The organism is Rhizobium sp. AAP116, assembly GCF_001295785.1.
GTDB lineage: Bacteria > Pseudomonadota > Alphaproteobacteria > Rhizobiales > Rhizobiaceae > Allorhizobium.
Map to the genome: position 1 here is coordinate 76,052 of NZ_LJIB01000011.1, position 25,787 is coordinate 101,838.

Genomic DNA, 25,787 nt, shown 5'->3' on the forward strand with positions numbered 1-25,787 from the left:
ATGCTGACAACACGTCGCCGACTAATTGCGATTTCCGCCGCGCTTGCGCTTTTGCCGACCGCCGCACGTGCAAGACAGCACAATTCGAAACTTTGGACCGGACAAGCGCTTGGCGCCCGCGCATCGCTCCGGATCGACCATCCAGACGGGGAAGCGATTGCCGCTCGCGTCATGGCCGAAATCGATCGGCTGGAGGACATTCTCAGCCTTTATCGTGCAAATAGTGCGCTAGCTCGGCTGAACAGGCTGGGCCATCTCGACAATCCGCCCTTCGAACTTCTTGAATGCCTGTCGCTTGCCAGCGCCGTGAACCGTGCCAGCGGCAGAAGGTTTGATCCGACTGTGCAGCCGCTTTGGGTAGTCTGGGCCGAAGCAGCGGCTCGGGGCACGCAACCGGACGCGGGAGCGATCGCTGCCGCGAAAGGGTTTGTCGGCTGGGAGAAGGTCGAAATGGATTCAGCAAGGATCAGTCTTCGACCGGGAATGGCACTAACCTTAAACGGTATTGGCCAAGGCTACGTCGCCGACCGTGTGGCTTCGTTGCTGGAAGCCGAAGGGCTATCGGACATTCTGATCGACACTGGCGAATTGCGCGCCCTTGGCGGCAGGCCTATTGGTGGCGACTGGCCGGTTCGTCTAGAAGGCGGTGAGTTTGTCGGCTTACGACAACGCGCTCTCGCCACATCTTCTCCTCTTGGTACAACATTCGATGGTGCCGGACGGCAGGGCCACATTCTCGATCCCGTCAGCGGAACACCGGCACCGGCGATTTGGCGCGCTGTGTCGATCTCAGCACCCACTGCGGCAATTGCAGATGCGCTCTCAACGACCGCTTGCCTTTTGAACGAAGTTACTCAAATGAAGCTTCTTGTAAAAAGTTTCCCGGATTGTCGATTGGAATTCGTAGCATGATAGCCTTCGTTGTCCCATAATTTAGATGTCGCGCAAGAATCCGGTTGGGCACTGTTGGAACGGCTTTTATGCAAGTCTCTGTGCAATCAGGCCCCCGCAACCAAAATACTCATAACCGACGCCGTAAAGCCTCCCGCTCAGCCACAACGGCCCGCAACCGGTTCAAATACACCAGCTTCTCTGCTCGATCACTGAAACAACCCGCCCTAACACGGCGGGCGAACGCGTTTGCGTGCCGTTCACGCTCAAAGCCGCCCTGTCCTGAAACAACTCCATAGACGCGAGGATGAAGCCAAACCCGAGGAGCTTTTGGCGTTTCGTAAGCTCCGTCAACTCCTCAAGCTAGCCTCTCGCATTGAGGTACACAGCGAACAAGGAGCGCGTGGCAGTGATGTAGAGGCGGTTTTTCTCCCGCCCTCCAAAGCAAACATTGCTCACTGTCTCGGGCATCAGGATCTTGCCGATGAGCGTCCCATCAGGCCCGAGGCAATGGACGCCATCGCCCGCACTCGTCCATACATGTCCTGATTGATCAATGCGAACGCCATCATACATGCCGTTAGGGCACTCGGAAAACACACGACCGGAGGCTGGCTTCGCCGATGTATCCAAAGCATAGGCCATGAGCTCAGCCGGCTGAACACCGCTGTCGACCACGTACAAGGTCTGTTCGTCACGCGACAAGGTGAGTCCGTTCGGCTGCTGCAAATTGGTGATGACTGCTTCAAGCTGGCCTTCACGCGTGAGCCGATAGACGTTCTGGCTTCCGATTTCGCTTTCCGCGAGTGACCCCTCATAAGGGGTCGAGATGCCATAGCTTGGATCGGTGAACCAGATATTGCCTTTGCTGTCCGCAATCACGTCGTTTGGCGAATTCAGCCGTTTGCCACCGAAACTCTCGGCGAGAGTTGTCAGGCTACCATCATGCTCTCGGCGAGTGACGCGCCGAGTAAAGTGCTCGCAGGAAATTACCCGTCCTTCACGATCGAGAGTATGGCCGTTGGCAAAGTTGGACGGAGCTTCGAAAATCGCGACCGTCTCGTTTACCTCGTCGTATCGCAGGACACGATTGTTCGGGATGTCCGAGAAGAGCAGATGGCGTGCCGCCGGCACGTAGACTGGCCCCTCCAGCCAGCGTCCGCCGGTGTAGAGTTGGTCGACATGCACATTCGGCAGGATCAGCGATTTGAACGCCGGGTCAACGATCTCGAATCAATCCGTGTAACGCATTCCACCCAAGCTCCCGACAAGATTAGAGTTTGTTCATCCAGCCAAGCCCCTCACGGGTGCCGGCAGCCGGACGATATTCGCAGCCGACATAGCCCTGGTAGCCGATCGCATCGATCTCAGCGAAGATCCTGCGGTCGTCGAGTTCGCCACTCATGGGTTCGTGACGATTGGGCACAGAGGCGATCTGGATATGGCCGATGACCGGTGCCATCTGCCGAAGCGCCATGATCACGTCCCCGTGCAGTATTTGCCGGTGATAGACGTCGAACTGGAGCTTCACATGGGCCGCATCCATTTCGGCGATGAAGTCGATTGCGCGGTTGAAGTCGTTGAGGAAATAGCCCGGCATGTCGCGACCGTTGATGGGCTCTATGACGAGACCGATGCCAGCCTCGCCAGTGCGGTCGGTCGCGCGCTTCAGGTTGTTGCGATAGGTGACGATCGCGGCCGGATCGGTGGCCGGTGCAATTCCCGCCATCATGTGCAGAAGCGGCGTGCCGATGACCTTGGCATAGGCGATGGCCATATCCAGGGCTGCTGCGAAATCCGCCTCGCGTCCGGGCAGTGCGGCCATGCCGCGCTCGCCAGCCACCCAGTCGCCGGGCGGCATGTTGAACAGCGCCTGGGCAAGGCCCGCAGCCTGCAGCCTCTCGGCGACGAGTTCGGCCGGATGGTCGTAAGGGAAGAGATATTCCACCGCTGTGAAGCCGCAGTCGGCTGCGGCCGCGAAACGGTCGAGGAAGAGCACCTCGTTGAACATCATCGACAGATTGGCAGCAAACTTGGGCATGTCAGTCCTCGTCTTCCATGCCGGGCAGCTTGAGGCCGGAAACCTTCGCGAGCAGGCGCGCCACCGAGCTGTCGTCGTCCCGGCCCATGCCGGCGGCCTCGGTCATGATGAAGAGCTGAAGCGCAGCACTTGCGATCGGCAGAGGGAACTTCGTCTGGCGACCAATATCGGATACGATCCCGAGATCCTTGGTGAAGATCGCAACCGCGCTGTGCGGCGTGTAATCGCCTTCCAGCACATGCGGGATTCGGTTTTCGAACATCCAGCTGTTGCCGGCCGACTTGGTAATCACGTCGAAGACGCGTGAAATGTCGAGGTCGAGGCTCTTGGCGAAGGTAATCGCCTCGCAGGCAGCAGCGATGTGTACCCCTGCCAGCAGCTGGTTGACGATCTTGAACGAGGAGCCGATGCCGGGCTGGTCACCGAGTTCGTAGACTGTTCCCGCCATCGCATCGAGCGCCGGTCGTGCTGCAGCAAAGGCTGCCTCCGAGCCGGAGGCCATAAAGGTCAGCTGACCAGCTTCGGCCTTTTTCGAGCCGCCGCTGATCGGACCATCGACATAAAGAAGGCCAGCTTCCTCGACGCGGGCGGCAAAGCGCTTGGCCTCTGACGGCGAGATGGTGGCGCAGGCGATCACCACTCCGCCGGGCTTCATGGCAGATAAGACACCGTTTTCGGCAAACAGCACGGTCTCGGTCTGTGCCGCATTGACCACGACGACGACGGCAATGTCGGCGCCGGTTGCCGCATCGGCGGGACTTTTGGTAGCGGCGGCGCCAGCGGCTTCAAGCGCTGTCAGGGCATCGGCACTGATATCAAAGCCACGCACCGCAAGACCGGCCCGCACCAGCGAGCGAGCCATGCCGAGGCCCATGGAGCCGAGGCCGACGACGGCGACGGACGGAAGGTGAGACATCAGCGAAAGCTCCTTTTGTAGCCACGGATCAAAAGCATGGCCAGAATGATGACACCGAAGACAATTTGCCTGAAGGCTTCCGGCATCTGCAGCACGGAGAGGATAGAGGACAGGAGGGTGATGAAGATGGCGCCGACGATCGTGCCGCCATATCCACCCTGGCCCCCCATGATCGACGTGCCCCCGATCACCACAGCGGTGATAACAGGCAGCATATAGGGATCGCCCATGCCCTGATAGGCCTGGTTGGCATAGCCGGCGAGCAGGATGGCGCCGATGGCCGTAAAGACGCCAGCAACCACGAAGGTGAGGGTGGTAACGAGCCGCACGCGAATGCCAGAAAGGTAGACGGCCTTTTCCGAATTGCCCATGGCGATCAGATATTTGCCGTAGACGGTCCGGTGAAGCAGGTAAAACATGGCCGCCATCAACACCAGCCAGAACAGGAAGGCATTGGGGATGCCGAAACTGCGCTCGAGTGACAGCGTGATCGAGATTGGTGGAGCCATGCCGCGCGGCTTGAAGCCGCCGGTAAAAAAGACAACAGAGCCGATCAGCATTGAGTTCATCGCCAGCGTCCAGACCATCGACGGCAGGCGCAGGAAGGCCACGCCAATGCCGTTGATCAGGCCGATCAGGGCGCCGGTGAGTAGCCCGATCGGAATAGCAAGAGCAGCCAATGTCGGATCCTGCGAGCCCGCTACCGTCGTAGTGACGATGGCAATTGCCGTGATTGCGGCCGGCACCGAAAGATCGATATGGCCAAGCAGGATAACCAGTGTGGCGCCGGCCGCAATGATCCCGAGGAAAGAGGCGATCTGCAGTTGCTGCAGGATATAGCCCGCCGTCAGAAATGTCGGCAGAATGGTTCCGCCGGCGGCCAGCAGCAGGCCGCAGCCGATGACAACAACGAGAACGGCGGGATCGACGGGAAGGCTTGGCCTTGATGGCCCTGATATCGCGCGGTCGGTCATTGGGCGAACAACTTCAGTTTGTTGCGGACACGCAGCACGCCGACGGAGCCGAAGGCAATCGCCAGCGCCAGGATCAGCCCCTCGAAGAAGGGCTGGGCGAGGGGAGGAAGGCCGGAGAAGAACATCAGCGAGGCGACGGTCTTCAACAGCATGGCGCCGACGGCGACGCCCACTGCCGTGCCGATACCACCGGCAAGCGAGACGCCGCCCAGCACGATCGCGGCAATTGAGTTCAAGGTGTAGGTCGGGCCGATTCCCGCATCGCCGGTCATCGTAACCATGGAGACGTACAGGCCCGCCATGCCGGCCATCAGTCCTCCGAGCACATGGGCTGAGATGCGCATCGACGTCGTGTTGATGCCGGTGAGCTGAGCGGAGTGCTCGTTTGCTCCGAGCGCCTTCAGCGCCATGCCGAAACTCGTCTTGCGCAGCACGATGGTGATCACGAGCACGGTGGCAATGATCAGAACGAGCGAGGTGGGGATAGGACCGATGGCATAGGTGAAGGCATCCGAGAGCTCGGAGTTTACACCGCCGCCCGGTGTGGGCCTCAGATAAAGGGCGATACCGGAATAGATGGCACCGGTGGCCAAGGTCGCCACGATCGGCGGCACATTGCCAAAGCAAACGAAAAGACCCGTGAACAACCCGCAGGCCATGCCGACCAGCAGGACGGCAGCCATGCCGAAGACAAGCGAGCCGCCATCGCCGGCGAGTACGAAGGAAGCCGTGACATTGGTCAGCGCCACGACCGCACCGACCGAAAGGTCGATCCCGCGCACCAGAACGACAAAGAACTGGGCGAAGGCAGCAAACACCAGGAGCGCCGACTGGTTGGACCAGATCGTCAGCACATAGGTGGAGAGCCCCCGCGGATGCGTGGCGATGTAGAGCACGAAGAGGGCGACAAAAGCGATGGTCGGGATGATGACGCGCAGGTTGCGTCGGATGTAGAGCGCGGTCATTGCACGGTCTCCGGCGCTGATGGGGCAGTGCTGAGGCCCATGGCGGCTGAAATCAGGTTTTCAGGCGTCAGTGTGTCGCCGTTGAGTTCCCGCGCGATGCGGCCACGATAGAAGACTGCGACCCGATCGCAGAGATGCACGAGCTCTTCGTAATCCGTCGATTGCATGACGATGGCGATGCCCTGTCCGGCAAGGTCGGTGAGCAGGCGGTAGATCTGCGCCTTGGTCTTCACGTCGATGCCGCGGGTGGGATCGAGCAGCAGCAGGCAGCGTGGTCCAAGCGCCAGCCATTTGGCAAGCAGCACCTTTTGTTGGTTGCCACCCGACAGCGACATGACGGGGTCGGTGAGCTGGCCATAGGTCAGTTCGAGGCGTTCGAGAAGGGCGAGGCAGCGGGCGTCGAGCGCTTCGCTGTCGCCGTGAAGTCCGATGCCGGCAAGCCGCATGTTGTCTGATATCGACAGCGGCTGGATCATGCCCTCGGTCTTGCGGTCCTCGGGAACCAGAGCGATGCCGATCTCCGGTGACTTCGACCGATGCGGCGAGCGGCGCTCATAGATTTTGCCGGAGAGCTCGATCGACCCGCTGACGCCCGAGAGTGTGCCAAAGATCGCTTCGAGCACGCGCTGCTGGCCCTGGCCTTCGAGGCCACCGAGACCATAGATCTCGCCGGGGCGTACCGTGAAGCCGACGTCGAAGAGCTCACCGGCGAAGGACAAGTCCTTGATGGAAAGAAGCGGCGCAACATTTGCGGGCATGGCCGGACGCGGTGGCGGGAAAAGCCGGTCCATTGTCTCGCCGATCATCAGCGACACGATGCTCTGGTTGTCGATCGTGCCTGCCGGGAAGGTGTGGACATGCTGTCCGGCGCGAAACACAGAAATCGTGTCGGCGAGGGCCTCGACCTCGTGGAAACGATGGGAAATGAACAGTATGCAGCAACCTTCGTCGCGCAGTTTGCGGATGACGGTGAACACTTTCTCGACGGCGGAGGCGCCGAGTGCGGAGGTGGCCTCATCGAGGATGAGAAGACGCGGTTTCTGGTAGAGCGCCTTGGCGATTTCCACCCGCTGCCGGTCTGCGAGAGAGAGTTCCTCCACGGGCGTGTCGAGAGAAATGCTCTCGGCACCGATCAGGTCGAGGGCTGCACGGGCTGCGTCATAGGCTTTGGCGAGCATGAAGCCGAAGCGTGTTTGCGGGCGGGCAAGCGTGATGTTGTCGCCAACGGAGAGTGTCGGCAGGAGCGAGAGTTCCTGGAACATGCAGACGATGCCGGCGGCAGACGCCTGTCGCGTTCCGGAAAACCGGATGGGCCGGCCATCGAGGCGCATCTCGCCGGTCGTCGGCTGGATGGCCCCGGAAAGCAGTTTCATCAGTGTCGACTTGCCGGCGCCGTTTTCGCCGAGGATGGCGTGCACGGAGCCCGGTCGGGCGGAGAAATCGATCGTCTTCAGGGCCTGGATCGGCCCATAGGACTTCGAAATCCCCGAAAGCTCGATGAGCGGAGCTGTCGTCATTCTGGCATGTCCTGGGATGGGTCGGACGGCGGCACCTTCAGAGGTCAGGCCCCGCCGCCCAGCCGGGAGGATCAGGTATTGTCGGGGGTCTGGCCGAGCAGCTCTTCCGGGGTAAAGACCGGGAAGCAGTTCGGATAGCCTGTCGCGGTGTAGAAGGTGTCCGGCAGGTTCGGGAAGTAGTCGGTGCCTTCCTTCAGCTCTGCATTGTCCTTGTTCGGGATCGGCAGGAACACCTTCTGCGGCAAGGCATTGCCTTCAAGCAGCGAGACAGCGGCTTCGAGTGCGACGGCCGACATGACAGGCGCCTGGGCTGCGGTGAGGCCCGGATATTTCCCTTCAGCGATCAGCTTGCGGGCGCCGTTGCCGGCATCGCCACCGATCGGAACGACCGGGTGACCGGCATTCTTCATCGCATTCAGTGCGCCGATCGTGCCTTCCTGGACCATGACGCCGTCAAAGTTGCCATTGGTGGCGATCGCGTCGGCGGTGACCTTCTGGACGGTGCCGGCATCCCAGTTGCCCACCACCTGAACGACCTTGAGGCCCGGATGCTTGTCCAAAACGGAGCGCATGCCGAGATGGTTGTCACGGTCCGTCGCATTGCCCGGCAGGCCGGAGACTTCGAGAACGCTGCCCTCGACCTTGCCCTTCGCCTTCTCGATCTCACGCACGACGGCTTCCGCCTTCATCGCGCCGAGCTCGAACTGGTTTTCGTTCACCTGCACGATGGCATCGGTGTCGAGCACGTTGTCGAAGGGTACAAGCACCGTGCCGGCCTGTTCGGCGCGCTTGATGACGGAGGAGAAGGCGGTCGGGTTGACGGCGATGAAGGTGATCGCGTCGTAGCCGGCGGCGATGAAGTTGTCGATCGCAGCGATCTGGGCGGCACTGTCATTGCCAACCGAGACGACGGTGAATTCGGACAGCTTTGCCTTGTTTTCTTCGCGCGCCGCCCAGGCCTTCGCGCCCTGGATGGCGGTCACGCGCCAGTCATTGCCGGCGAAGCCGTTGACGAACGCAACCTTGTAGGGGCCATCCCGCTTCTCGTACTTGATGACCTTGGCATTGTCGGGTGCTGCAGAGAAGCACTCCGGACGATGGGTGTCTTCGGCGCGGACGGCCGAACTGAAACTGAAGACGCAGAGCATCGCGGCCGACGCGGCAAGCGCGGCCTTGTTAAAGGTTCTCACGGTGAACTCCTCCCGAAGTGTAATCTCCCAGAAAGCGCTAATCTCAGCGCTAACATAATTTTTTAAGCACATCCTCTAGCCACGATCAAGCGAAATATGTTAGCGCTGAGATAAAGTTCATGGCACGGTCCTGAAGAGCAGATCGCGTGTCGCCGTCTTGGCCAATCGGGCAATGCGGCAGGGGAGGAGACGAAATAAATGCAGCCGGAGACGCCGACGCTCACTCATGTGGCTCGCCTGGCGAATGTCAGCGAGAACACCGTGTCGCGGGTCATCCGCAACAAGGGCTCGATTGCGGAGGAAACCCGCAAGCGCGTTCTCGACGCCATCGACACGCTCGGCTACGTGCCCAATCGCGCGGCCGGCTCGCTCGCCTCCTCGGCCTCGCTGATCATTGGCGTGATCCTGCCGTCGCTCTCCAACATCGTTTTCCCCGAGGTGCTGCGCGGCATCCATGCCGGTCTCGCCGACACGCCTTATCAGCCGATGATCGGCGTCACCGATTATGACCTCGGCAAGGAGCAGCAACTCGTCTCCTCGCTGCTCGCCTGGCAGCCGACAGCCCTGATCACCACAGGCTTCGAACACACAGACGCTGCGCGCCGCATGCTGGAGAACAGCCGCATTCGCATTGCCGAACTTATGGACATCGACGATACGCCGATCGATCTCGCGGTTGGCCTGTCCCATCGCCGGGCCGGTCGCGCGACAGCCGAGCATTTGGTGCGGCGCGGCTATAGCCGTATCGGTTATGTCGGTCACGATTGGACAGCCGACCGCCGCGCCCGCGCCCGCTATGACGGCCTCTGCGAAGCGCTGGCTGAAGCCGGCCTGTCGCTCTCCGTCGAGAAGCGCCATGACGGTCCGAGCTCGACGATTGCCGGCCGCGACACGCTGGCCGGTCTGCTCGCCGATGGCGCTGTGGCCGATGCCGTCGTCTTCTCGAACGACGACATGGCGGTCGGTGGCTTCATGCATTGTCTGGGCGCCGGTATCCCGGTGCCGGAGCGGCTCGCCCTTTTCGGCTTCAACGGACTGGAGATCGGCCAGGCGTTGCCGAAGCCTCTGTCGACGGTCCGCTCGAACCGCTTCAACATCGGCAAGACAGCGGTCGAAGCGCTGCTCGCTCAGGCCGAACGGCCGGGCGAAGCTCAGATCATCGATACCGGATTCGCCATCATCGACGGCGCAACGGCCTGACCGCGCGCCACTTCACCGGAGACTACCATGCTTTTGGGCGCCATTGCCGACGACCTGACCGGAGCCACCGACCTTGCCCTGATGCTGTCACGGGAGGGCATGCGAACCATCCAGACGATCGGCGTTCCCAAGGCCGGCCTTGATCTTTCGGGCGTCGACGCGGTGGTGGTTGCGCTGAAGTCGCGCACCAATCCTGCAGCTGAAGCTGTCGCCATGTCGCTCGAAGCCCTCTCCTTCCTGCAAACGGCGGGTGCGACGCAGTTCCTGTTCAAATATTGCTCGACCTTTGATTCCAGTCCGGAAGGCAATATCGGTCCCGTCACCGAGGCGCTGATGCAGGCGCTCGGCACGGATCTGACGATTGTCTGCCCGGCTTTCCCGGCCAATGGCCGAACCATTTACAAGGGCCATCTGTTTGTCGGCGACCAGCTGCTGTCCGATAGCCCGATGCGCAATCATCCGCTGACCCCGATGACCGACGGCTCGCTGGTTCGCCTGATGGCCGGCCAGTCGCAGCTGAAGGTGGGGCTGGTGACCCGTGAAACGGTCGGGCAGGGAGCTTCAGCCGTCGCGCAAGCCTTCGAAGCTGCGCGTGACAAGGGCGAACAGGCGCTGGTCGTCGATGCGTTGACCGATGCCGATCTCCGGGTGATCGGTGAGGCCGCTGCCGGACTGACCCTGATCACCGGCGGCTCCGGTATAGCGCTCGGTCTGCCTGAAAATTTCCGTCGCGCCGGCCGCTTGCGCTCTTCTGGAGACGCGCTCGCCTTTTCCGCGCCGGCGGGACGGTCGATGATCCTTGCCGGGTCTTGTTCGGATGCGACCCGCAGCCAGATCCGCACGGCGATCGAGGCGGGCGTGCCCGCGCTCAAGCTTGATCCTATCGAGATCGCCGAGGGACGTTTCCGGGTTGAGCAGGCTCTTTCCTGGGCACTCGGCCAGTCGGCACGGGCACCACTGATCTATTCGAGTGCCGAACCGGACGAGGTAAAGGCAGCCCAGGCTGCCCTCGGTCGCGAGAGGGCCGGATCGCTCATCGAGCATTTCCTCGCCGAGACCGCGCGCGGGCTCGAGGCCGCCGGTGTCCGTCGCCTGATCGTTGCCGGTGGCGAGACCTCGGGTGCCGTGGTCGGGGCGCTTGCACCCGACGCGCTCTTTATCGGTCCCGAGATAGATCCTGGCGTACCCTGGACGCTGACACTCGGACAGACGGAGCCGATGGCACTGGCGCTGAAGTCCGGGAATTTTGGTGCGCCCGATTTCTTCCTCAAGGCCTGGGAGATCCTGCCATGACGTCAATTCTTTCCGAGGAAACCCGCCTGCGCGACGAGATCGCCGAGGTCGGCAAATCCCTCTTCGATCGCTGCTTCACCTTCGGCTCGACCGGCAATATCAGCGCGCGGCTCTCGACCGGCGAGATGCTGATGACGCCGACCAATGCCTCCATGGGGGCGCTCGATCCCGGACGACTGTCGAAATTCACCGCCGAGGGCGTGCATGTCAGCGGCGACAAGCCGACCAAGGAAGCCTTTCTGCACCAATGCATGTATTGCGCGCGGGAAAGCTCGGGCGCCGTCGTGCATCTGCATTCCACCCATGCGGTCGCCGTCAGCATTCTCGACGGTCTTGATCCCAACGATGTTCTGCCGCCACTGACGGCCTATTACGTGATGAGGGTCGGGCGCCTGCCGATGGCCCCCTATTATCCGCCAGGGGATGCAGCGCTCGCCGAAGCCGTGCGCGAAAGGGCTGAGCATAGCCATGCGGTCCTTCTGGCCAACCACGGCCCCGTCGTTGCGGGCAAGACGTTGAAAGAAGCACAGTATGCGATGGAGGAGCTGGAAGAGACCGCCAAGCTCTTCCTGATGCTGCGAGGCGAACGCTTAAGGCTGCTGACCTCCGCGCAGGTCGACGCTTTGCGCTCGACCTAGCCCAATCGTCTGCTGCGCGGGCAGGCCTCGATGACCTTTAGCTGCAAGTCTGTTCTTCCCGCTTCTCCATGTCTTCGCCCTGATCAGCTAGAACGACAGGATCGCTGCGTTTATCCTGTCGCGCCAGTCGCGTGCATCGATCAGTTCCTGCGGGAATAGACCAGCTATTGCGAAAAACGGTGCGGAGGGGTCGGTGGCGCCCATGCTTGCCGCCGCCGCAATCACCTCGCTGCGACGGGGATCACCGCAATCACCTCGCTTCTTCACCGATGCCATCCAGACCCCCACTGCATAGGCCGTCGCGCCCGCTGTCTGACCTTTCGCCAACATGTCGACGGTGGGCGCCAAAAGCCGCTGCGGTAATTTTTGCGTGGTATCGAGCGCGATCTGGATATTGCGATGGTCGATTGTCGGATTGGAAAAGCGCGCCAGAAGATCGTCGATGTAAGCGGCAAGGTCGATGCCGTGCACCGGATCGAGCGTCGAGGCGACCTCTTCCATATGCAGGCGCGCTTTTGCCGCCAGATGCGGTACGGCCATCACGTCGCGAATATAGTCGAGATTTCCAAGGATCCCGAGATGGGCGAGCAGCGTATGCGTACCGTTGAGCAATCGTAGCTTCATCTTCTCATAGGGCTCGACATTCCCGGCGAAGATTGCGCCGCCGGCCTCCCAGGCGGGGCGACCGGAAACGAAGTCATCCTCGATGACCCATTGCAAAAATGGCTCCGTATCGATTGCCAGTGCGTCCAGGGCTCCGAGCAGCCTTTCGCCACGAATCCGGGTGGTGTCGGTGGCGGCGGGCACGATCCGGTCGACCATGGAGCAGGGAAACCGACCCTTATCGGCGATCCAATCGGCCAGCGCGGGATCGCGCAGTTGGGCCATCTCCAGAACCAGGCGACGCACGACATTGCCGTTGGATGGTAGATTGTCGCAACAGAGAACCGTGTAGGGTGCAAGCCCTGCAGCGCGCCGCAGGGCAAGCCCCTCAACGAGAAAGCCCAGCACACCAACGGGCGCATCTGGCCACTTAAGGTCCGCGGCAATGGCTTGATGAGCGTGGTCCAACCCGCCCGTTGCCGGATCAAGACCATAGGCCTTCTCCGACACGGTAAGCGTCACAACACGGATCGCCGGATCGGCCAGGGCTGAAAGCACCCGGGCGCCATCATTAGCGGCACAGATCCAGTCGACAGTCGCGCCGATGACTTCGGACTGATCGCCCGCCTCGCTCCGCGTAGTGATGGAATAGAGGCCATCCTGTGCTGCGAGCGCTTCGACCGGCTCGGACGAGCGCAGGTTTACGGCAATGATGCCCCAGGGTCCGAATTCGGCTTCCAGAGCATGCTGCGTGAACACTGCCTGATGCGCCCTGTGGAAGGCGCCGATCCCGATATGTACGATGCCGGGTTTCAGTTTCGTCCGGTCAAATTGCGGTTGACGAACCCTATCCGGAAGACCTGTCGTGCTGGAGAGCCTTTGCATCATCAGCCTCCCAGCCCGTATTGGGCATGCGACAGCGTGCGCTCGATGCCGCGAAGCTCTGCCAGGCCCTTGAGCCTGCCGATGGCGGGGTAGCCCGGCTGTGCCCCACGCGTCAGGTCATCGAGGATTTCCTGTCCATGGTCGGGGCGCATGGGAATTTGGTGATCTTCACGCCCTTCCTTGCGCCGTTTTGCCTCCTCCGTGATCAAGGCTGCGATGACAGCCACCATGTCGGTCCCGCCTTCCAGATGTTCGTCCTCAAAAAAGGAGCAGGGGACTGTGTCGGTGTCGCGGGTCACGTTGCGGAGGTGGACGAAGTGGATGCGGTCGGCAAAGCGCTTGGCAAGAAAAGGCAGATCATTGTCAGGGCGCGCGCCGAGTGATCCGGTGCAGAGCGTCACACCGTTGGCGCGAATATCGACGGCATCCAGCATATGCGCATAGTCGGCCTCTGTTGAAAGTATGCGCGGCAGACCGAGCAGCGACCAGGGTGGATCATCGCCGTGTGCGCAGATATTGATGCCGACCTGCTGGGCGACCGGCGCGACTTCGCTCAGGAAATCGACGAGGTTTTGCTGCAGCCGTTCGCGGTTGACGCCTTGATAGGAGCGGAGCTTCTCAAGCAACTGCTCGAGCGTGTAGCCATCGGCCGAGCCCGGCAGGCCAGCACCGATATTCTTGCCGAGGGCCGCGATCTTGGCATCCTCCATGCCGGAGAAACGCCGTGCTGCCTCGTCGGTCAGCCAGTCCGGATAGTCTGCGGCAGCCTCGGGGCGGTTCAGGATATGGATGTCGAAAGCTGCGAAATCGACGAGATCAAAGCGCATGGCTTTGGCGCCGTGACCCGTCTCCCACCGCAAATCCGTCCGCGTCCAGTCGAGGATCGGCATGAAGTTATAGCAGACTGTTCGTATACCCGAGGCCGACAGGCGTCTGAGCGTTTCCTGCCAGTTGGCGATGTGGCGCTTCCAGTCGCCGGTCTGTGTCTTGATGTCCTCGGACACCGGAATGCTCTCGACCACATCCCAAACGAGGCCCCCTGCGCGGATCGCGTCATGCCGTCTGGCAATCTCGTCTTCTGGCCAGAGGTCTCCGGTTGCGATGTGATGCAATGCCGACACGATGCCCTCGGCGCCGGCCTGCGCCGCATCTCTCACACTGACTTTGTCGATGGGGCCGAACCAGCGCCAGGTATGTCTCATCTCTCGTCCTTTAGGCTTTTATCCGTCTGTTGAAATGTGATCTGCACCTTGCAGGCCTTCGAGCGGTCACCGGCCTGTTCAAACGCCTCCACTACCGCATCGAGTGGGAAACTGTGGGAGATGATCGGACGCACATCGATCTGGCGCGTCGAGATCAAGGCGACGGCCTCAGAGAATTCCTCATGGAACCGCTGCGAGCCGCGCCAGACGATTTCCTTGCCGACCAGTGCGTTGAGGGGAATGGTGACGTCGCCAGTCACGCCGACCTGGACCAGAATGCCCCGCGGCTTGATCGCAGTAAACGCGGAGCGCAGGGCAGTTCCAGCCGCTGAGCAGTCGAAGACCACGTCGAAATAGCCCTTGTGTTCCGTGAAGGGCAGAAGACCGTCCGGCTCGCTTTTTACATTGATGGCTTGCGTGGCGCCCATCGAGAGCGCACGCGACAAGGCGGAGTCGGCCAGATCCGTGACCACGATCTGGCCGGCACCTGCATGATGCGCGGCGGCCACGGTCAAGAGACCGATCGGCCCCGCGCCCGTGACAAGAACGGCCTTGCTGTTGAGATCGCCGGCCTGAGCGATTGCATGGAGGCAGACCGCCAGCGGCTCTGCGCAGGCCGCTTCTCCCGGTGTGACGCCCCCACCCACCGGATGGCATTGAATGGCGGGCACGACCAAGTGCTCGCGAAACATGCCGTCTTCATGCGGCAAGCGCATGGCCGAGCCCATGAAGCGCATGTCCAGGCAGTGAATGGGTTGCCCGATCCGGCAATACTGGCACTGGCCGCAGGGTTGGGACGGATTGACCGCCACAAGTTGCCCAAGTTCAAGACCTGAAACACCGTCGCCAATTTCCTCCACAAAGCCGGAGGCTTCGTGACCGGCGATGATCGGTTCGCGGACACGGACCGGGCCAAAGCCGCCATCCTGGTAATAGTGCAGGTCCGAGCCGCAGATGCCGCCTGCCGCCATGGCAAGCCGAACCTCTCCAGCTCGACATGTCGAATAGTCGAGATGCTCAACGCGCAGGTCGCGCTCAGCATGAAGGCGGGCAACGCGAGTTTGCATCGCACAGAGACCTTTCGTTCAAGACCGAAATCAGCCCGCCAGTGCGGACCGGCAGATCAACGGATCAGACCGAGTTGCGTCGGCAGCCACATGGTGATGGCTGGGATGAAGGTGATGAGTCCGAGCGCCAGGAAGAGCGGGATCATCCAGGGCAGGATGGCCAGCGTCGTCTTTTCCACCGACAGCTTGGAGATGCGCGACAGCACGAAAAGTACCATGCCGACGGGTGGGGTCAGAAGCCCGATCATGAGGTTGAGCGTGATGATCACGCCGAGATGTACCGGATCAATGCCGTAGCGGGCCGCAATCGGCATCAGGATCGGCACGAGGATGCTGATGGCGGCAATCGTATCGAGAAAGGCGCCGACGACCAACAAAAGGACGTTGACGATGATCAGGAACATCCACCAGTTGTCAGTCAGGTTGAACATGAAGTCTGCGAACAGCTGCGCTGCCTGGCTCACCGTCAACAGCCAGGCGAATATCGACGCGGCGGTGACGATGAACAGCACCGAGGCCGTGGTCTCGATGGTGTCGAACGAGGCCTTAGCCAGCGTCCTCAGCGTCATTGTCCGGTAGCGGACGAGCCCGAGAAACAACGACCACAGAACGGCCGCGACGGCCGCCTCTGTCGGCGTGAACCAGCCCATCGTCATGCCGCCGATCAGCAGCACGGGTGTCATCAGCGCCATGACCGCGGAAAAGTCGAAATACCAGTCGAGCGCCACGAGAACCGCAAGTCCGATCAGCACCGCGATATTGACCGACATTCCCGCCAGGATCATCAGGTAGATGGCGCCAGGGAAGGCGAGGACGATCACCACTTCCAGCGAGGCAGCCAGCAATTGCTTCAGTTCGAATGGGGTATCAGAGCCCCAGCCCTTGCGCTTGGCGAAGATGTAAACCGTCAGCATCATCAGGACCGTCATGACGACCCCTGGAATGATGCCAGCCATGAACAGCGCCCCGATGGAGGCATTGGCCATCATGCCGTAAATGACGAAGGGCAGAGATGGCGGGAAGATGGGACCCAGAGTGGCCGAGGCCGCGGTAACCCCAACGGCGGCCTCCACCGGATAGCCATGGTCCTTCATGGCCTTGATTTCGATGGTCCCAATGCCGGCGGCATCGGCAAGCGCCGTTCCGGACATGCCGGAGAAAACCACGGAGCCGATGATGTTGACCTGCGCCAAGCCACCCTTCATCCAGCCGACGAGAGACAGGGCGAACTTGTAGATGCGGCCCGTCACCCCGGCAATGTTCATGAGATTGCCGGCCAGAATGAAGAAGGGCACCGCAATCAGAGGGAAGCTCTCGACACCGGCGATCATGCGTTGGGCCGCGATGATGTCAGGGGCAACGCCATAGATCACGAGATAGGCGAGTGATGCGACGGCCATGGAGACCGCAACCGGCGTGCCGAGGATCAATAGAAACAGAAAGGAACCGATGAGAAGCAGCATAGTCTAGATCCCCCCTGCGTGAATGTCTTCCTGCGCCCTCTGGCGCGCGGTTTTCGTCCCCGTCAGATCCTTGACGAGGTTATGGATGGAGCGGACAGACATCAGCGCAAAGGCTGCAAAGACGGTATAGAAGACGATGCCACGTGGCAGGTCCACGGTGACCATGCGCTCCCCGCCGACAATCTCCAGATAGCGCCACATCAGCCAGGTCATGTAGGCGAAGAAGGCGATGCCGATGGCATCGACGACCGTTTCGAGCACCCTGACCGCCCGCGTTGGCAGAAAGCGGTAGAGCAGGTCCACCTGGATATGCCGCATGGTCCGCACGCACATGACTGACCCCATGAAGACGACGACGACGAGGCAGTTGGCTGCGATTTCCTCGGTCCAGGAAAAGCTGTTGTTCAAAACGTAGCGTGTAAAGAACTGCAGAAATACGGCTAGGCCCATGCCCCAGAAGACGGCCAGCGTTACCCAGTCTTCGATGGCGTGATGCGATAGATCAATTGGCGTGGCTTCCTCCTCGAAAGCATGCGCCATCTCCTCCACACTGATCGGCGCGTGCGGGTGCTCCGTCATGGGTCGGCTCCAATTCTCTATGATTTGAAAATGGGTCCCGGCGCCGCACAGGCGCCGGGACGGCGCCATTACTTGATGGCGCGGATGGCTTCCCAATCAGCCTTGTCGTAGCCGAAGTCCTCGAACTTCGCCTTGGCGATGACATTCGCTTCGAAGTCAGCCTTGTCGACTTCGGTAACTGTGATGCCCTTCGCCTTGAACTCGTCAACGAGCGCCATTTCACGGGCTTCGATGGTCTTTGTCGTGCGGGCTGCTGCTTCCAGCATCACTTCGGTGAAGATCGCCTTGTCTTCATCCGACAGACTTGCCCAACGGGTCTTGGAAACCACCGTATTCAGGTGGTCAACGATGTGGCCGGTGAGCACGATGTTCTTTTGGACTTCGTAGAACTTCTTGGCCTCGATCGTCGTCAGCGGATTTTCCTGGGCTTCGACCGTGCCATTCTGCAGAGCGAGATAAACTTCCGCAAAAGCGATCGGTGTTGTGTTAGCGCCGCAGGCCCGCGGCATTGCCAGATAGGCCGGCACATCCGGCACGCGGATCTTCAAGCCCTCCATGTCGGCGCATTTGCCGATCGGGCGGTTTGAGGTCGTATGCCGCGTTCCGTAGTAGCTGACGGCGACGATATGGTTGCCGGTCTTTTCTTCATAGCCGGCGGTCAGTTTCTTGAAGACGTCGCTCTTCGTGTAGGCCAGGAGATGGCTCGGGTCGCGGAAGATATAGGGATAGTAGGTGACGCCGATCGGATTGTGGTCGCGTGCGGCAAAGCTCGAACCTGAGATGATGATGTCGACGGTGCCGAGCTTGAGACCCTGGTTGATGTCGGCTTCCTTGCCGAGTTGCGAAGCCGGAAAGACGTCGATCTTGTACCGGCCTTCGGTTCGCTTGGCGATCTCCTCTGCCGCCCAGACGGAATCCGTGTGGAAGGGCTCCGAGGTTTCATAAACATGGGCCCATTTCAGAACGGTCTCGGCATGGGCCGAGACCGTGGACGCGACAATCACTGCCGCTGCTCCAAGAAGCGTCTTAAGTGTCAGTTTCATGTATTCCTCCCATTGAAACAGAACTCTTTGGAAAACCGTCGGCGCAAGGCCTGAACGGTCAGTCTTCTCTGGTCGGCTCCTCCTCAAAGCTTTCCGAGAATCTCCTCTGCGCCAGCGTCAGATGGCGCCGCATGGCCTCTCGGGCACCGTCCGGGTCCCGGGCTGCGATCGCGTTGCGAATGATGCGGTGCTCTTCGAGCGCCAGCTTCCAGGTATGTGGCCCCTCGAAATAGCTGGCCAGCTTCTTGAAATACGGCGACATGCGCGAATCGTAGATCAGGCCAGTAAAGTGCTTGAGCGCCGAATTGCCGATGATGTCGGCGATCGCCGTATGGAAATCGCGGTCGCACGCCAGCGCCACCGCGCCATCGTCCAGTGCGCCCTCCATGCGGTCCAGGATGGCGTCGATACGCATGAGACTTTCCGCCGTCGCAAGCCTTGCGGCCTCTTCCGCGATGCCGCTTTCGATCAGGCAGCGCGCCTGCAGGATTTCCAGCGGTCCTTCGCTGTCATCATGGTCGATCGCATCCAGGGTCGGCCCGGGCCGGCTGCTGATGTAGACACCAGAGCCCATGCGGATCTGAATGTGCCCCTCGACCTCGAGCACGATCAGCGCTTCACGGACAGTCGGTCTTGAGACCGAAAAACGGTCTGCGAGCTCCCGCTCGGGCGGAAGCCGTGAGCCCGGCTTCAATTCACCCGTTTCGATGAGCGCACGGATCTGCTCCGCGACCTGGCGATAAAGCCGGCGCGGCTCCAAAGCCACGAACATGAAAATCCTCCGAGCGTATCACTCCCCTGATACGCAGGCGGTCAGATTGTCTGACCAATTTTGAGTATGATTTTTTAATCGATCCTGTCAAGCGGGTTTGCAACAGGGCCGAGTGTGGCGGTTCGTCGGAGGGTGCTCAGTTGCGCTGGAGGAAGGGCTGCGCTCGAACGGGCACCGAGCAGGTTAGCATGTCTGGAGAAGCAGGCGGATCGGTGCTCGCCAAGCTGGCGTTCTCAGGCTATGATTTGTTATCTTGCTGTTGCATCCTTCTGGAAATGCGATCATATTTCGATCAAGAAGATAACAACATGGAGCATGATGATGCTTGTCATCATTGCCGATGATCTGACCGGAGCATTGGACACAGCTGCCCCCTTTGCCGCGCGCGGGCTGCATACCGAAGTCGCCTTGACGCCGAATGCGGTCCCGTCAGGGCTTTCACAGTTGCCAGCTGTCCTGTCGATCAATCTGGCCTCCCGGGAGCGGTCTGCAGAAGATGCGTTACAAGCCATGCGTCAGGTGATGGAAGCACTGCCGCCCAATGTCACGCTGTTCAAAAAGGTCGACTCGCGCCTCAAGGGGCATATCGCAGTCGAGCTTGATGCCATTCCATTCAAGCGCGCACTTGTCGCGCCCGCTATTCCTGCCTTTGGCCGCGTCGTCCGCGACGGACATGTCGAGGGATTTGGAGTGCCGACGCCCATTTCCGTGGCGAACGCCTTGGGTCACCATGCAGCGCGATGCAGCATCGTCGATGCAGCGACAGATCAGGACATGCGTGATGCTCTGGCGGGCGCCCACGCCGAGGGCATCGATCTCTTCATCGGCGCAAGAGGGCTTGCCGAGGCATTGGCTGTCGAGATGACCGGCCAGCCGATGTCCGAGCTGGTTGAGCCTCCCATCGGCCCCGCACTCTTTGTCATCGGGTCGTATGATCGCATCACCGTGGAGCAGGTCGATCGCTTGCGCGAGATGGAGGCTGTGAGCCACCATCCGGCACCCAACGGCTTGCTGGAGATTGTCGCCCAACCGCATATGTTCCCAATACTTGTGCAGGCGGTCTCCGGCGACACAGAGATAGGCTCGGAGGAGGTCGCTCGAAACCTTGCGTCCTCAGTGCACCCCGAGTTGACTGTGGGTGCTCGCACTCTGCTCCTTTGCGGGGGGGCGACCGCAGAAGCCGTTATGGCTCGCATGGGGATCAAGTGTTTTCGTTTGCAGGGTGAATGTCTGCCAGGGCTCGGGCTGGCCTATGCCGGTGGGCAATGTATCATCGCCAAATCAGGCGGATTCGGAGTGCCGGAAACATTGGTGATGCTCGCCGAAAAGCTGCATGGGGGCAGGGGCTGACAATGGGACTGCAAAGCGGAACGGCACGTAAGAGCCTGGCGGATCTGGTATTCGAGCGGATGCATCGGGCGATCAAATCGGGGTCTTACCAACCGGATGAGCGATTGCCGACCGAACACGATCTGGCGATCGAGTTCGAGGTATCCCGTCCGATCATTCGTGAAGCGCTCAGGCGCTTGCGCGAGCAGGGCTTCATCTATTCTCGCCGCGGCGCGGGCAGTTTCGTGCGCTCTGTCGGGATGAAGCAGCCGCTCGGCTTCGGTCAGCTGGAAAACGTTGCCGATCTTCTGAACTGCTACGAATTCCGCCTGAACCTCGAGCCGGCGGCGGCAGAAGCCGCAGCCCTGCGGCACACCCCCGGCATGCTCGCCGCGATCCGCGAGGCGCTTGAACTGATGCGGGATGCGACCAACAGGCAGGCGCACCGCGAAGATGCCGACTTCCAGTTCCATCTCGCGATCGCACGCGCTGCCAACAATACGTATTTTTCGACCGCCATGGAGGCGCTGAAGGATCACATCGCCGTTGGCATGCGCTTCCATGGCGTCTCGGTCAAACGGGACAATGCCGGCCTTTCTCGGGTCTTTGCCGAACACGAGGCGATCGCCGAGGCAATCGCAGCAGGCGAGGGCGCCCGTGCCAGGGAGTTGATGCACACACATCTGACCGGATCGCGTGCCCGCCTGTTCCAGTCCAGTGCTTCGCTGGCGGCGGTTTCCGAGGGATGAGCGGAGAATGCTCAGCGCAGAATCAAAGAAGGGGCCGATTGGGCCCCCTTCATTTTGTGCAGATGAAAATGGTCCGTCAGTACGCCGCTCTGTAGATTGCGAGCACGTCCTCGACCGCCATGTCGGCCGGATTGTTGTCCATCAGACGACGGTTGCCATGGGCTTCTGCTGCATAGCCGGCGAGCGCATCTTCTTTGGCACCGTGGCAAGAGAGCTGCATTTCGATATCGAGATCCGTGCAGAAGCGGCAGGCATTTTCCAGCAGGGCGCCGGGCGCGCTCGCACTGAACCCGAGAGCTTCGGCCACCTCCGCCGTCTTGTCGCGGACGACGGGCTGGTTGAAGGCGAGCACATGGGGAAAGACGATCGCGTTGGCGAGGCCATGCGGCAGACCGAGACGCGTACCGAGCGGATAGGCGATAGCATGTCCGGCCGCGGTGTTCACCGGCCCGAGGCAGATGCCGCCATAATAGGAAGCAAGCATCATGCCTTCGCGCGCTTCGGTGTCAGACCCGTCCTTGACGGCGCGGGCGAGATATTTGCCCACGAGGCGGAAACCCATGCGGGCAAAGCCGTCGATCATCGGATGCGCGCGCTTGTTGGTAAAGGCCTCGACGCAATGGGCCATGGCATCGACGCCTGTTGAGGCGGTGACGGCCGGCGGTACGGAGAAGGTCAGTTCCGGATCGAGGACAGCAATATCGGCGATCATGTGCGGGCTTTCGACCGCGATCTTGGCGCCCTTCACCGGATCGGTAATCAGCGAACGGATGCCGGCCTCGGAACCCGTTCCGGCGGTTGTCGCGACCTGCACGAGGCGGGTGTTGCGGCCAGCCACCCTGTTGGGGCCTGCAACGTCGACGAGTGTCTGCTCGCTGTCCCACAAAGCGGCAACGAGCTTGGCCACGTCGAGGACAGAACCCCCGCCAAGCCCGACAACGACCTGGGGCCTCACCCTGCGCGCAACCGCAAGGGCCGCATCCAACGTCGCTATGTCAGGTTCGCCGGGGATCGCGTCGAAGACCTCGATCTTGCCGGGCAACATGAGCCGATCGATGAAGCCTGCCGTGATCGGGGTAGCGATGACGAGAACGGACGTTGCATCGTCCACAAGGCCGCCGACCTGGCTGATCGCGCCGGCGCCGACGATCAGGCGGCGCGGCTGGTGAAGGGTGATGGATGCGGTCATCAGGGTCATCCTTGCTGAGTCCGGCCGGCGACCAGCTTGCGGGCATAGGCGATGGCGGAATTCATGTTGCCGTGATTGGCGATGCCCTTGCCGGCGATGTCGAAGGCCGTGCCGTGGTCCACGGAGGTGCGATCGATCGGCAATTCGACGGATACATTGACCGCCGTGTCGAAGGCGACGAGCTTGATCGGGATATGGCCCTGGTCGTGATACTGCGCGACCACGAGATCGAAGGCGCCGGAATAGGCGCGGTAGAAGACCGTATCGGCCGAAATCGGCCCCTGGACGTCGATGCCCTCGGCGCGCGCTGCGGCAACGGCGGGTGCAATCTGGTCGTCGTCTTCGGTGCCAAAGAGGCCGTTTTCGCCGCAATGGGGATTGATGCCGGCAACCGCGATGCGCGGCTTGTCGTAGCCGATGCGCTTGAGGTGGTCGTTGCCGGCCTTGATGGTCGCCAGCACCCGTTCGGTGGTCGCCCGGCGGATCGCTTCCTGCAGCGAAACATGGGTCGAGACATGGATGACCTTCAGGCGTTCCGAGGCGAGCAGCATGTAGGCCGCCTTCGAGCCGGTGAGGCTGCGCAGCATGCCGGTATGGCCGTCATAATGGTGGCCGGCAAGGTTCAGGGCTTCCTTGTTGATCGGGGCTGTGACGATGCAGCCGATCGTTCCGGCTTCTGCATCGCGGACTGCCTTTTCGATAAAGCGGAAGGCGGCGTCGCCCGCGACGGGGCTCAAGGTGCCCCAGGGAAGCGGAGCGCCTTCCACCTCGACGTCGACGACATTGGGCACGAGATCAATGGACAGGCCCAGTGCATCGCGTGCGGCGTTCAAGGTCGCGAGATTGCCGTAGATACGCGTGGCCGCGCGGTCTTCTGCCGACATCTCGGCCAGGGCGCGGACCGAGATTTCGGGGCCGACGCCGCAGGGATCGCCCATGGTGATGCCGATAATGCCGCTCATGTCATTCTCCGTTTTCGGGACGATCCCAGCCGGGGGCGAGCCGGACATATTTGATCGCGCGTCGGTGATAGGTGTAGGCGATATGGAGCGATCCATCCTGATCTGCCAGCAGCCAGGGATAGGACATTTCCTTGTTTCGTCCATCGGTGGAATCGTTGGACAGGCAGGTTCCCGGGCCATCCTCGATCTGGATCCGCTGCGGGAATGTCAATCCGCCATCGCTCGAAATGCAGACTGTGACAGGCGCTCGCGGCACTCCCCAGATGGGGGCGCAGCCCCCGGTCGGGTCCGCCTCCGGCCTGTCGTCTTCCTCGCCGAGTTCGTCGTAGAGGGAGGTGCGACGGTCCGGGGAGGCCGCGGCGTTGATGGGATTGCAGATGACTGCAACACGCCCGTCGTCCAAAGCGATGGCCGCGAGCGAGGAGTTGTTGTTGGGCAGATCAGTCGGTGCGGGCGTGCTCCAGGTCCGGCCGGCGTCATGGCTCTCCGTCCGGTAGACGAAATCCGCCTGGCGACGCCGGAAAAATGCGGCCATCGTCGTGTCACTCAAAGCGACCGGGGACATGTGCACGCAGCCGATCGATTGGCTGAGTTCTTCCAGTCGCCAGGTTGCTCCGCCGTCTTCACTGATGCCAACGGCGGCGGTGTCATGACTGCCGTTCCACTTCTGGCCGTGGCGTGGGATGCATCTGAAGATCGGCAGGAGCCAGGTCCCATCAGCGCTGATCGCGACCGGTGCGCGCACGAAACTGCCTCGGGGCAGGTCTAGATAGCGGCCGTCGGACGCCATCAAGACCGTCGGGTCCGACGCGTCGGTGGTGATTTCGGTCATGCGGATCCGGCATTCGTCCTGGTTGCCTGAGGGCTGCGAGGTATGAAACAGAAGCAGGCGCCCATCGGGTGCCTGAAACAAAACGGGGTTTTGCTCGGAATGATCGGGGTCGGAGCTCAGCTGCCGCGGCGGACCCCAGGCAGACGCACCCGCTGCAAGGACGGAAGCGTAGATGGAAATGTCCGACTTTCCTTCCAGCGATCCGCCAAACCAAGCGCAAATCAGACTGCCGTCTGCCTGTCTGTGCAGGAAGGATGCGTGGTTCTGCACCATCGGCGACGGAAGATAGGCCTCGGTCCGATCGGAATCCGACGTGGTGAGTATGCCGGTCATGCGCCGGGCAATGTCATCAGGTGTCATGGAATGCTCCTCTTGTCCTCCGAAGTCGATCATTTTTCCAAAGTTGTCAAGTTTGTTTATGTTGTAAAATGGCGGATACAGGTTTCGTACGTCCATTATAGCATTGTAATCGTTGACATAAATTCTGAGATTTGGAGCCGGTGAATTTTACATCGGGAAATCATTTGACAAAGATGGCCGGAAGTTGGATGTTTTGAGCATGCCGACGTGGAGGTCGGTTCGGGAGGACGGTATGCGTGCAGAAGGGAAAGGCGAGCGGGTTCCCGCTGCAGTGCTCTTTGCAGTCGGAGCGGCGGTCTTGGCTGCATCCGATGCCGTCATCGTGCGTGCTCTGGATGGTGCCGTGCATCCCTTCGTGATTGCCTTTTTCCGCGCCTTGTTCGGTGCCGCCGTGCTCCTGCCTTTCGTCGTTCTGCGGCCAAAGGTGCTGCAATCAACGCATACGCTCGGGCAGCACGCCATCAGGGCGCTTTTCAAGCTTTTGGCAATGGTCGCCTTCTTTGCTGCCTTCAGCATGGGGCCGCTTGCGGACGTCACGGCCATTGCCTTCATGTCCCCGATCTTCGTCGTGCTTGGCGCAACAGTCCTTCTGGGGGAGCTACCCGGCCTTTCGATGCTCTTTGCCGTCGTGGTCGGCTTTTCCGGCGCCATGGTCATCGTCGGGCCATCACCTTCGGGCTTCACGCTCGCAGTCGGGCTCGCTTTGGCGGGTGCGTTTCTGCAAGCCGCAATCCAGCTGATCCTGAAATCGATGTCGCGCGGTGACACGACCTCGACCCTGGTGGTCTGGAACCTTCTTTTGACCGTGCCGATTTCGCTCGCGCTCGCCGTACCCTTCTTCGCCATGCCGGGAAACCGGGAGCTGGCGCTGCTGGCCCTTCAGGGCGTTGTTGGCACCAGCTGCATGGGGTTGATGACGCATGCCATGTCGCTTGCCCCCGCAAGCGTTGTCGCGCCGGTCGATTTCCTGCGGTTGCCCCTCGTGGCCGTCGGCGGTTTTGCCCTGTTCAACGAAACCATCGGCCTGACCACCGTGGTCGGCGCTGTTCTGATCTGCCTCGCGGCTCTCATGGCTGCGCGCTCGCGAGGCGTGAAAGCTTCAAACTGAATTCATCTGGGAGGAGAAT

General features: G+C 61.2%; 24 protein-coding genes. 7 read left to right on the forward strand and 17 right to left on the reverse strand.

Features of this window, described 5'->3' with window-relative positions; translation table 11 throughout:
* On the forward strand, positions 1 to 912 hold the full coding sequence (locus IP85_RS08700) for an FAD:protein FMN transferase (RefSeq protein ID WP_054149284.1): 912 nt from the start codon (positions 1 to 3) through the stop codon (positions 910 to 912).
* Between the two features lie 342 nt (positions 913 to 1,254).
* On the opposite strand, the gene IP85_RS08705 is transcribed toward IP85_RS08700, so the two are convergent.
* The 7 genes from IP85_RS08705 to IP85_RS08735 all read right to left on the reverse strand — a co-directional run bounded on the left by IP85_RS08705 (position 1,255) and on the right by IP85_RS08735 (position 8,494).
* On the reverse strand, positions 1,255 to 2,079 hold the full coding sequence (locus IP85_RS08705; RefSeq protein WP_245280840.1) for an SMP-30/gluconolactonase/LRE family protein: 825 nt from the start codon (positions 2,077 to 2,079) through the stop codon (positions 1,255 to 1,257).
* A gap of 85 nt (positions 2,080 to 2,164) precedes the next feature.
* Entirely contained in the window at positions 2,165 to 2,932 is a 768-nt protein-coding gene (gene otnI / locus IP85_RS08710) for a 2-oxo-tetronate isomerase (protein ID WP_054149286.1), read from the reverse strand.
* 1 nt (position 2,933) lies between these two features.
* Positions 2,934 to 3,848: an L-threonate dehydrogenase gene (ltnD, locus tag IP85_RS08715; protein WP_054149287.1), complete on the reverse strand. Its 915-nt coding sequence runs from the start codon at positions 3,846 to 3,848 to the stop codon at positions 2,934 to 2,936.
* Positions 3,848 to 4,822, reverse strand: coding sequence for an ABC transporter permease (locus tag IP85_RS08720; RefSeq protein ID WP_054149288.1), 975 nt, complete (start codon positions 4,820 to 4,822; stop codon positions 3,848 to 3,850). Before IP85_RS08720 ends, ltnD begins: the two co-directional genes overlap by 1 nt.
* Entirely contained in the window at positions 4,819 to 5,787 is a 969-nt protein-coding gene (locus IP85_RS08725) for an ABC transporter permease (RefSeq protein ID WP_054149289.1), read from the reverse strand. Before IP85_RS08725 ends, IP85_RS08720 begins: the two co-directional genes overlap by 4 nt.
* Positions 5,784 to 7,304 (reverse strand): sugar ABC transporter ATP-binding protein, encoded by a 1,521-nt coding sequence (locus tag IP85_RS08730; RefSeq protein ID WP_054149290.1) that lies wholly within the window; start codon positions 7,302 to 7,304, stop codon positions 5,784 to 5,786. Before IP85_RS08730 ends, IP85_RS08725 begins: the two co-directional genes overlap by 4 nt.
* 71 nt (positions 7,305 to 7,375) lie before the next feature.
* Positions 7,376 to 8,494 (reverse strand): sugar ABC transporter substrate-binding protein, encoded by a 1,119-nt coding sequence (locus IP85_RS08735; RefSeq protein ID WP_054149291.1) that lies wholly within the window; start codon positions 8,492 to 8,494, stop codon positions 7,376 to 7,378.
* 198 nt (positions 8,495 to 8,692) lie between these two features.
* On the opposite strand from IP85_RS08735, the gene IP85_RS08740 reads away from it, so the two are divergent.
* Genes IP85_RS08740 through otnC form a run of 3 tightly spaced genes read left to right on the forward strand, consistent with a single transcriptional unit; the run spans position 8,693 to position 11,625 of the window.
* Entirely contained in the window at positions 8,693 to 9,694 is a 1,002-nt protein-coding gene (locus IP85_RS08740; protein WP_054149292.1) for a LacI family DNA-binding transcriptional regulator, read from the forward strand.
* A 27-nt stretch (positions 9,695 to 9,721) separates the two neighbouring features.
* Positions 9,722 to 10,987 carry a 3-oxo-tetronate kinase gene (gene otnK / locus IP85_RS08745; RefSeq protein ID WP_054149293.1) on the forward strand — a complete coding sequence of 422 codons (1,266 nt, stop codon included), beginning with the start codon at positions 9,722 to 9,724 and terminating at the stop codon, positions 10,985 to 10,987.
* A complete protein-coding gene (gene otnC, locus IP85_RS08750; protein WP_054149294.1) occupies positions 10,984 to 11,625 on the forward strand; it encodes a 3-oxo-tetronate 4-phosphate decarboxylase in 642 nt (213 codons plus the stop codon). Before otnK ends, otnC begins: the two co-directional genes overlap by 4 nt.
* An 87-nt stretch (positions 11,626 to 11,712) precedes the next feature.
* Here otnC and IP85_RS08755 read toward each other — a convergent pair whose 3' ends face one another.
* The 7 genes from IP85_RS08755 to IP85_RS08785 form a co-directional block, all read right to left on the reverse strand.
* Positions 11,713 to 13,113, reverse strand: a complete 1,401-nt coding sequence (locus IP85_RS08755) for a mannitol dehydrogenase family protein (protein ID WP_236759256.1) — start codon at positions 13,111 to 13,113, stop codon at positions 11,713 to 11,715.
* A 2-nt stretch (positions 13,114 to 13,115) separates the two neighbouring features.
* Positions 13,116 to 14,315: a mannonate dehydratase gene (gene uxuA / locus IP85_RS08760; RefSeq protein WP_054149296.1), complete on the reverse strand. Its 1,200-nt coding sequence runs from the start codon at positions 14,313 to 14,315 to the stop codon at positions 13,116 to 13,118.
* Positions 14,312 to 15,382: an L-idonate 5-dehydrogenase gene (locus IP85_RS08765; RefSeq protein WP_054149297.1), complete on the reverse strand. Its 1,071-nt coding sequence runs from the start codon at positions 15,380 to 15,382 to the stop codon at positions 14,312 to 14,314. The genes uxuA and IP85_RS08765 overlap by 4 nt, the downstream gene beginning before the upstream one ends.
* A gap of 56 nt (positions 15,383 to 15,438) precedes the next feature.
* Positions 15,439 to 16,845 carry a TRAP transporter large permease gene (locus IP85_RS08770; RefSeq protein WP_054149298.1) on the reverse strand — a complete coding sequence of 469 codons (1,407 nt, stop codon included), beginning with the start codon at positions 16,843 to 16,845 and terminating at the stop codon, positions 15,439 to 15,441.
* 3 nt (positions 16,846 to 16,848) lie between these two features.
* A complete protein-coding gene (locus IP85_RS08775; protein WP_054149299.1) occupies positions 16,849 to 17,424 on the reverse strand; it encodes a TRAP transporter small permease in 576 nt (191 codons plus the stop codon).
* Between the two features lie 68 nt (positions 17,425 to 17,492).
* Positions 17,493 to 18,467: a sialic acid TRAP transporter substrate-binding protein SiaP gene (locus tag IP85_RS08780; protein ID WP_054149300.1), complete on the reverse strand. Its 975-nt coding sequence runs from the start codon at positions 18,465 to 18,467 to the stop codon at positions 17,493 to 17,495.
* A gap of 58 nt (positions 18,468 to 18,525) precedes the next feature.
* The gene (locus IP85_RS08785; protein ID WP_054149301.1) at positions 18,526 to 19,239 is read right to left on the reverse strand and encodes a FadR/GntR family transcriptional regulator; all 714 of its coding nucleotides are present in this window, start codon (positions 19,237 to 19,239) and stop codon (positions 18,526 to 18,528) included.
* A gap of 321 nt (positions 19,240 to 19,560) precedes the next feature.
* Here IP85_RS08785 and IP85_RS08790 point away from each other — a divergent pair, with 321 nt between their 5' ends.
* Together IP85_RS08790 and IP85_RS08795 are read left to right on the forward strand one after the other, a co-directional pair.
* Positions 19,561 to 20,589, forward strand: coding sequence for a four-carbon acid sugar kinase family protein (locus IP85_RS08790; RefSeq protein ID WP_054149498.1), 1,029 nt, complete (start codon positions 19,561 to 19,563; stop codon positions 20,587 to 20,589).
* Between the two features lie 2 nt (positions 20,590 to 20,591).
* Positions 20,592 to 21,317, forward strand: a complete 726-nt coding sequence (locus tag IP85_RS08795) for a FadR/GntR family transcriptional regulator (RefSeq protein ID WP_054149302.1) — start codon at positions 20,592 to 20,594, stop codon at positions 21,315 to 21,317.
* 76 nt (positions 21,318 to 21,393) lie between these two features.
* On the opposite strand, the gene IP85_RS08800 is transcribed toward IP85_RS08795, so the two are convergent.
* Genes IP85_RS08800 through IP85_RS08810 form a run of 3 tightly spaced genes read right to left on the reverse strand, consistent with a single transcriptional unit; the run spans position 21,394 to position 24,660 of the window.
* On the reverse strand, positions 21,394 to 22,515 hold the full coding sequence (locus IP85_RS08800; protein ID WP_054149303.1) for an iron-containing alcohol dehydrogenase: 1,122 nt from the start codon (positions 22,513 to 22,515) through the stop codon (positions 21,394 to 21,396).
* Entirely contained in the window at positions 22,512 to 23,468 is a 957-nt protein-coding gene (pdxA, locus tag IP85_RS08805; RefSeq protein ID WP_054149304.1) for a 4-hydroxythreonine-4-phosphate dehydrogenase PdxA, read from the reverse strand. The genes IP85_RS08800 and pdxA overlap by 4 nt, the downstream gene beginning before the upstream one ends.
* A 1-nt stretch (position 23,469) precedes the next feature.
* Complete coding sequence (locus tag IP85_RS08810; RefSeq protein WP_054149499.1) at positions 23,470 to 24,660, reverse strand: exo-alpha-sialidase; 1,191 nt, start codon at positions 24,658 to 24,660, stop codon at positions 23,470 to 23,472.
* A 232-nt stretch (positions 24,661 to 24,892) separates the two neighbouring features.
* On the opposite strand from IP85_RS08810, the gene IP85_RS08815 reads away from it, so the two are divergent.
* Complete coding sequence (locus IP85_RS08815) at positions 24,893 to 25,768, forward strand: DMT family transporter (protein ID WP_054149305.1); 876 nt, start codon at positions 24,893 to 24,895, stop codon at positions 25,766 to 25,768.
* Positions 25,769 to 25,787: the final 19 nt, after the last annotated feature.